We start from the raw sequence: 6500 nt of genomic DNA, 5'->3' as shown, positions 1-6500 counted from the left end.
AAGCCGATCATCGCTCGCCGGGGCACCCCGCACGGCAGCGGCCTGGGCGTGCATCGCTACGTGGTCGAGCGGACGATCGCGCTGCTGCACTGGTTTCGCCGCCTGCGCATCCGCTGGGAGATTCGCGATGACATCCACGAGGCCTTCATGACGCTGGCCGCTGCCATCATCTGCTGGCGCCGCCTCGTCCGCTGATCATTCTGTTAGGAGTTCTAAGACGAATTCAGACACGGCGATCCTCCATCGCTCGATGTGGGGGGCCACCCCGTTTTGGCTCGCCCAACATATGGGGTGCCCCTCCGTTTTGTCGAACTGAGAAGATTGCCCTCATGGCGAACCCCAAGACCGCACCGCAGCGATCGGACTGGCAACGCAACCATGAACGGCTCCTCGCGGCGGCCGCGGCCCTCGTCGCCCGCGACGGAGCCCAGGTCTCCCTAGAGGAGATCGCCCGCGATGCCGGCGTGGGCTCCGCCACCCTGCACCGGCACTTCCCCTCCCGCCAGGCGCTGCTCGAAGAGGTCTTCCGCGACACGGTCGAGCGCCTCCGCCGACGCGCCCGCGAACTCGCCGCCGGCGACCCCCGCACCGGACTCGTGAGCTGGCTGGAGGAGCTGACGATCGCCGCCGCCGACACCCGCGGCCTGCCCGCCTCCCTGTCCGCCGGAGCGAAAGCACCGGCCGACGACACCTGCCACGCCGTCGTACGCGAAGCCACCGTCATGCTGGTGGACCGCGCCTCGGAGGCAGCCGCCATCCGCCCCGAAGTCTCCCCGGACGACCTGCTCACCCTGGTGGAGGCGGTAACCCAGGCCACCGAAGGCGACCCGCCGACAGCCCTCCGCCTCCTCAGCCTCGCCCTCGACGGCATCCGCCCCTAGCCCGCGGTTCGACCGGAGCGGAGGGCGCTCGGCCTTTACGTCAGGGCACCCGCCAAGTCACGGGCTCGGCTCCGTCGGCGGTGGAGGAGAAGGTGACCGCGACGGGCTTGTCACCCTTGCCGACGAGGTAGACGCCGCACTGCCGGACGCTCTTGCCGGGCTCCACCATGCCGTAGGGCACGGACGATTCGCAGCCCTTGGGGCCCCTGCTGCCGATCGCGATGAGGGTGAGCGGGCGCAGGGTCTGGCCGCTCGCGGTGCGCAGGAAGACCGCCTTGTCCATGCCCGGGTACAGCTTGTCGCTGCCGTTGTTGCGGTACTGGAGCGTGACGAAGTACGTGGTGGCGGCCTTCTGCCTGGCGTTCAGTTTGTAGTCGGCGAGCGCGTTGGGGCCGGCCTCGCGCACGCTCCTCGGCTTGACGGTCAGCGGCACCTCCGTGTCCCGCGTGCCCTTCCACTGCACCTTGACCGACTTGTCCGGGGGAAGCAGGTTACTGCCGGCGTCGCCGCCCTCGACCTTCCACAACTGGACGCCGGACTCGTCGCTGTAGGAGACGGTGGCGGGCTTGGTGTCCTTGGGCAGCAGCACGACCCGGCACTCCGTCGCCTCTTGCCCTGCCGCCAAGTCGCGCGGAGCCTTCGTCCCGTTGCACGTCTCCAGCGGGCTGTCGCCGGGCGAGGCCAGCGGGTTGCCGCTGAAGAACGAGACAGGCGTGCCGGCGGTGCCGTCCGCGAGCGCCAGCCGGAAGTTGTTGATCACCTGAGCGCTCTTGACCTCACCCGAGCCGTTGTTGGCGATCGACACGGTGAGGTAGTGCGGCACCATCCCACGCAGCTTCTCGTCGAGCCGCACGCCCTCCAGGTCGTCGGCCGAGCCGAGTTCGAGCGTGGCCGGATGGACCGTCAGCTCGTGCGCCTTCTTGTCGCGGTCGGTGTACTGCACCTGCCGCGGCTCGGTATCGAGTGTCAGCGGCGTAGCCGTGGCGGCGGCGGCCGGCTCCGCCTTCGGCTTGTCATCGCTGACGTTCGTGCTGGTATCGGAGCCTCCGCAGCCGGCCAGGAGCAGAGCGACAACGCCCGCCCCGGCGATGGTAGTGACCCGTCGGCTGACGCGCTGCACGGCGACCCCCGTCCTCTGCAACCCCGATTACGTCGGGATTACCCTAGTACGCCGGTGACAGTTCGCGATCATCCGGTCGGATCCGCGCTGGTAGCGGCGCTGTCGAGCGGTGGCGGCAGATGAGAGTCGCCGGGATCGCCTCAGTGGGGCCGCCACATGCCGATGCGGGTCGGTACGCCGGGGGAAACGTGTACCAGCGGGTCGTGGCCGGGCTCGGGCAGGCTCGCCGCGCGCAGCAACGACTGGTCCAGTTCCAGCACCTCCCCGTGGTGCAGCGGCCAGGGCGGATGCTCCACCTCCGCCGTGACGGGCTGACCGGCGAGCTTCGAGAACAGCCGGAACCTGGCCGTTAGGAAATACGTCAGCTCGTCCCGCTCCTGCTCCGTCAGCGCCAGGCCGACCTTGACCTCGGCATCGCAGTGCGCTTCCGGGCCCGGCCAGATCCGGCGGCACCGGTAACGCCAGAGCCCGGCGTCGACCCGTACTGACATGTCGGACCAGTAGTACGCCAGCCCGAAGCCGGCCCGCCCGCCCAGCGTGGCGGGCAGCCGGCCGGCGTCGAGCGAGAAGAAGTAGACCCCGGCCCGCCCGTCCCTGTCACGCACGTAGGTGCGCAGGTTCGTCTCCGGGAACCTCGACACCCACGGCAGCACCGGCAGGCCCGGCGACCGCACGTCCTCCATCAGGAACGGCACCAGCCCCACCCAGGCGGTCCCGTCGAACGTCTCGACCGTCAGATGGTCCGGCACCAGGGTCTGGACCAGGGCCGAGGGGTAACGCCAGTGCAGGAACGTGGTGTTCGACCAGCGCTGATACATCACCGGCCGGTCGATGCGCGGGGAGGGCGGGGCTTCCATGACCGTCTCCCTACCCGCCCGGCGATCTAGTCGAACTGGCCTTGTCCGGTGATGCCCAGTTCGCCCGCCACGTCGTTCATGTTCTCGTAGCTGCGCTCCGGCAGCGACCGCAGCGCGGACACCACCGCGTCCGGCGCGAACTGCTCCTGCGCCCGCTCCACCAGCTCCTTCTTGTCCGCCGGGAAGGCGTGCACGCCGCTGATCCAGCGGGCCAGGTTGCTCCGGCTGTCCACCTCCTCGGCGGTCATGCCCTCCGGCGAGCCGGGCTCCTGCGCGCGCGGCGTGCCGGCCAGCCCGCCCTCGCCGGGCGCGTCGCCCGTCGGCTCCGGCTGCCGGTACTCCTGCGCCCGGGCGTCCTCGTACCCCTGGACGAAGCTCTGCGTCTCGTGCTTCTGCTCCTCGTCCACGCGCGGGCCGTGCTTGTCGCTGCCTCGCTGCTGGTTCATGCCATCATTCCTTCGTACGGTGTCAGTAGGGCCGTCCGGTGCCCTCGCCCGGCAGGTAGCCGCCGTTCCCCGCCTCGCTGCGGCCCGATCCGGCGTCCGGGTCCTCGGCGATGTCGGAGTCGACCCAGTCGGTGTCGCCGCTCAGATGACCGCCCGCCGGGACGTGCTCGCCCAGGACGCGGCCGTCGTCGTCCACCTCGCCGTGCCTCTCCTCGTCCACCGGGCCCTCCACGCGGAAACCGGGGTCGCCGCCGTGGCCCTGATCGTCGCGGGACGGCATCGGGTGCGGGCTGGGGCCGGCGACGACCTCCTCGTGGTCCTCGATCTCGTCGGTACGGGCGGACACGGCCTTCTCGTCGGACCCGGCGGTCACGCTGTACTCGTCGTCGCGCCCGGCCACATAGCCGGCCTCCTCCGCATAACCGCCCTTGTCCTTGCTGCTCATCGTGGTCTCCCTACTCCGGCTCGATCCGCATGGCGGCCTCTTCGGCCGAGTAGCCGCCCCCGTCCGCGCCGACGTCGCGGGCCACCTCGTCCGGCTCCGTGTCGGAGTGCGCGCCCTCGTCCTCGGCCACCAGGCGGCCCGCCCGGCTCGGGTCCACGCGCTCGTCGACTCCGCTGTCCGGCTGGAAAGAGGTGTCGAGGTCGGAGCCGACGCCCAGGCCGCCGTCCTCGGTGAGGGGGCGCTCATCGGGGTCCGGCTCCGGGGCCCGCTGCACGGTCACCGGGATGTCCGCGCCGAACGCGGCCTCCTCCTCCGGCACCTCGCGCTCCAGACGGCCCTCCAGGGACTCGCCCTGGATCTGCTCGTCGACCGTCGTGCCGTATTCGTCGACCCCCACCGGGTAGTCCGCCGGGAGCGGGGCCTCCTGCGGGTCCTCGGCCCATTGCTGCTCCGGCGTGCCGTTCTGGAGATCCGGGATGCCCTCGTCCTCGAACCGCGAGCGCGGATCGCGTTCTGTCACAACGTCCCCCTCGGTGCTTGCCGTCCTTCGCCCGCTACCCCAGACGACCGCCACCTCACGAGTGACCCCCCGCAGAAGCCGAACCCGCCGTAGGTGGTACCGGTGAAAGATGTGGGGGGAGGCCAACCGCACCCTCACGAACCCGCCGTATGCGGTGCAGGTGGAAGATGTGGGGAAGGACGACCGCACCCTCACGTACCCGCCGTAGACGCTGGTGGAGAGCGACGCAACCTCACGCCCCGGAGGGGCTCCACCAGAAGATGTGGGACAGAAAGCGACCCGCAACCTCACAACCCACGCACCACGGGTGATGTGGAGGACGACAAGCGCATCACGAGAGACGCTGGGCGGCGGTGGAACCTGCATGGTGGAAGGAGACAGTCGCCGCTCAGCCTGGAGGCGAGTTGGTCCGGAGGCCGACCCCGAGAGGGATCGTCAGCGGAAGGTGAGGCCTTCGAAGGTTCCGGAGGTGCGCCAGTGGTCGATGTAGGTGAAGAAGGCGGTGGCGCCGTGGGGGTAGCCGACGAAGAGGCGGCCGAGGAGGCCGGCGTCCTTGCCTTCGTTGTTGTAGTAGCCGGGGGTGCAGTCGGGGCCGCCGAGGATGCCGCCGGTGCCTGTGAGCAGGAGTTCGACCCAGGCGTCTTCGGCTTCCTTGGTGACTTCGACTTCGCGGTGACCGTGGTCGAGGGCGTGACGGATGATCGTCGCGATGGTGGTGCCGGATTCGGTGAGGTTGTGGGGGATGTTGGAGACGAGGTTCGCGCCCTGGGTGGGCTGGACGATGAAGGCGTTGGGGAAGCCGTGCACGTGGATGCCGTGGAGGGTGCGCATGCCCGCGGCCCAGCGTTCCGACAGTTTGATGCCGCCGCGGCCGATCAGGTCGTAGCCGGCGCGCCGGGTGAACGGGGTGCCGACTTCGAACCCGGTGGCGTAGATGAGGCAGTCGAGTTCGTACTCCCGGCCCGAGACCACGGCACCCCGGGCGGTGATGCGCTCGACGCCCTGGCCGTCGGTGTCGACGAGGTGGGTGTTGGGGCGGTTGAAGGCCTGGAGGTATTCGTCGTGGAAGCAGGGGCGCTTGCAGAGCTGCCGGTACCACGCCTTGAGCCGCCGGGCCGTCTCCGGGTCCTGGACCACGGCGTCCACCCGGGCCCTGATCTCGGCCATCTTCTCGAAGTCGGAGTCCTCGAACGCCGCCAGCATCCGTCCCAGGGTCCGCTGCTCGGCCGGCAGTTCGGCGATCTTGGCGCGGACCCGGCGGGCGATGTCGGTCCACCCGTCCATCACCAGGTCCTCGTCGGCGAGCACGCCGGTCTGCATGGCGGTGAAGTTCTCCAGCCAGCGCCGCTGCCAGCCGGGTGTCGCGATCGAGGCGAACCAGTCGGGGTCGGTGGGCTGGTTCGCTCGTACGTCCACGGAGGACGGTGTGCGCTGGAACACGTACAGTTCCCCGCACGCCCGCGCCAGATGCGGCACGCACTGCACGGCGGTGGCGCCGGTGCCGATGATCCCCACCCGCTTGTCGCCGAGCCGGTCCATGGGCGCGCCGGACGGGTCGCCGCCGGTGTAGGCGTAGTCCCATCGGCTGGTGTGGAAGGTGTGGCCGCGGAAGTCCTCGATGCCGGGGATGCCGGGCAGTTTCGGCACGTGCAGCGGCCCGATCCCCATCGCGACGAACCGCGCCGTGAAGGCGTCGCCGCGGTCGGTCGTGACGATCCACCGGGACCGGGTGTCGTCCCATTCCAGGCCGGTGACCTCGGTGTGGAAGAGCGCGTCGTCGTAGAGGCCGAAGTGTTTGCCGATGCGCCGGCAGTGGTCCAGGATCTCGGGGGCGTGCGCGTACTTCTCCGTCGGCATGTGGCCGGTCTCTTCGAGCAGCGGCATGTAGACGTACGAGGCGGTGTCGCACTGCGCGCCCGGGTAGCGGTTCCAGTACCACGTGCCGCCGAAGTCGCCGCCCTTCTCGACGATGCGCACGTCGTGGATGCCGGCCTCCTTGAGCCGGGCCCCGGTGAGCAGCCCGGCGAAGCCGCCGCCGATGAAGGCCACGGTGACGTCGTCGGTCTTGGGGTCCCGCTCGGTTCGCGGCGTGTACGGGTCGTGGAGGTAGTGGGAGAAGCGGCCGGTCAGGCGGATGTACTGGTCGTTGCCGTCGGAACGGAGTCGCTTGTCACGCTCTTCCCGATATTTCAGGCGAACGGCTTCCTTGTCCACAATGCTCCCTACGACCG

7 protein-coding genes and 1 pseudogene are annotated in these 6500 nt (G+C 70.0%); 2 read left to right on the top strand and 6 right to left on the bottom strand.

What is annotated here, in order from left to right:
- Together AB0J42_RS19465 and AB0J42_RS19460 are read left to right on the top strand one after the other, a co-directional pair.
- Positions 1–195 (top strand): annotated as a pseudogene (locus AB0J42_RS19465) (IS5/IS1182 family transposase); the annotation flags it as partial.
- A 134-nt stretch (positions 196–329) separates the two neighbouring features.
- Positions 330–881 carry a helix-turn-helix domain-containing protein gene (locus AB0J42_RS19460; protein WP_364296178.1) on the top strand — a complete coding sequence of 184 codons (552 nt, stop codon included), beginning with the start codon at positions 330–332 and terminating at the stop codon, positions 879–881.
- Between the two features lie 40 nt (positions 882–921).
- On the opposite strand, the gene AB0J42_RS19455 is transcribed toward AB0J42_RS19460, so the two are convergent.
- From AB0J42_RS19455 to AB0J42_RS19430, 6 genes are all read right to left on the bottom strand, one after another.
- Positions 922–2001, bottom strand: coding sequence for a hypothetical protein (locus tag AB0J42_RS19455; protein WP_364296176.1), 1080 nt, complete (start codon positions 1999–2001; stop codon positions 922–924).
- 140 nt (positions 2002–2141) lie between these two features.
- Positions 2142–2858, bottom strand: coding sequence for a DUF2071 domain-containing protein (locus tag AB0J42_RS19450; protein WP_364296174.1), 717 nt, complete (start codon positions 2856–2858; stop codon positions 2142–2144).
- 26 nt (positions 2859–2884) lie between these two features.
- On the bottom strand, positions 2885–3304 hold the full coding sequence (locus AB0J42_RS19445) for a DUF2795 domain-containing protein (RefSeq protein ID WP_364296172.1): 420 nt from the start codon (positions 3302–3304) through the stop codon (positions 2885–2887).
- Positions 3305–3326: 22 nt separating this feature from the next.
- Positions 3327–3749, bottom strand: coding sequence for a hypothetical protein (locus AB0J42_RS19440; RefSeq protein ID WP_364296170.1), 423 nt, complete (start codon positions 3747–3749; stop codon positions 3327–3329).
- Positions 3750–3759: 10 nt separating this feature from the next.
- The gene (locus tag AB0J42_RS19435; RefSeq protein ID WP_364296168.1) at positions 3760–4269 is read right to left on the bottom strand and encodes a DUF5709 domain-containing protein; all 510 of its coding nucleotides are present in this window, start codon (positions 4267–4269) and stop codon (positions 3760–3762) included.
- A 435-nt stretch (positions 4270–4704) separates the two neighbouring features.
- Complete coding sequence (locus tag AB0J42_RS19430; RefSeq protein WP_364296166.1) at positions 4705–6483, bottom strand: NAD(P)/FAD-dependent oxidoreductase; 1779 nt, start codon at positions 6481–6483, stop codon at positions 4705–4707.
- Positions 6484–6500: the final 17 nt, after the last annotated feature.

The organism is Nonomuraea sp. NPDC049649, from assembly GCF_040675175.1.
GTDB lineage: Bacteria > Actinomycetota > Actinomycetes > Streptosporangiales > Streptosporangiaceae > Nonomuraea.
Note: the sequence above shows the minus strand (reverse complement) of the source record. Positions and strands in the feature narration are given on the sequence as shown.

Bases quoted from the DNA above. Each gene is read 5' to 3' on its own strand.
- AB0J42_RS19460 (WP_364296178.1), top strand. From the start codon at position 330: ATGGCGAACCCCAAGACCGCACCGCAGCGATCGGACTGGCAACGCAAC.
- AB0J42_RS19450 (WP_364296174.1), bottom strand. From the start codon at position 2,858: ATGGAAGCCCCGCCCTCCCCGCGCATCGACCGGCCGGTGATGTATCAG.
- AB0J42_RS19445 (WP_364296172.1), bottom strand. From the start codon at position 3,304: ATGAACCAGCAGCGAGGCAGCGACAAGCACGGCCCGCGCGTGGACGAG.
- AB0J42_RS19440 (WP_364296170.1), bottom strand. From the start codon at position 3,749: ATGAGCAGCAAGGACAAGGGCGGTTATGCGGAGGAGGCCGGCTATGTG.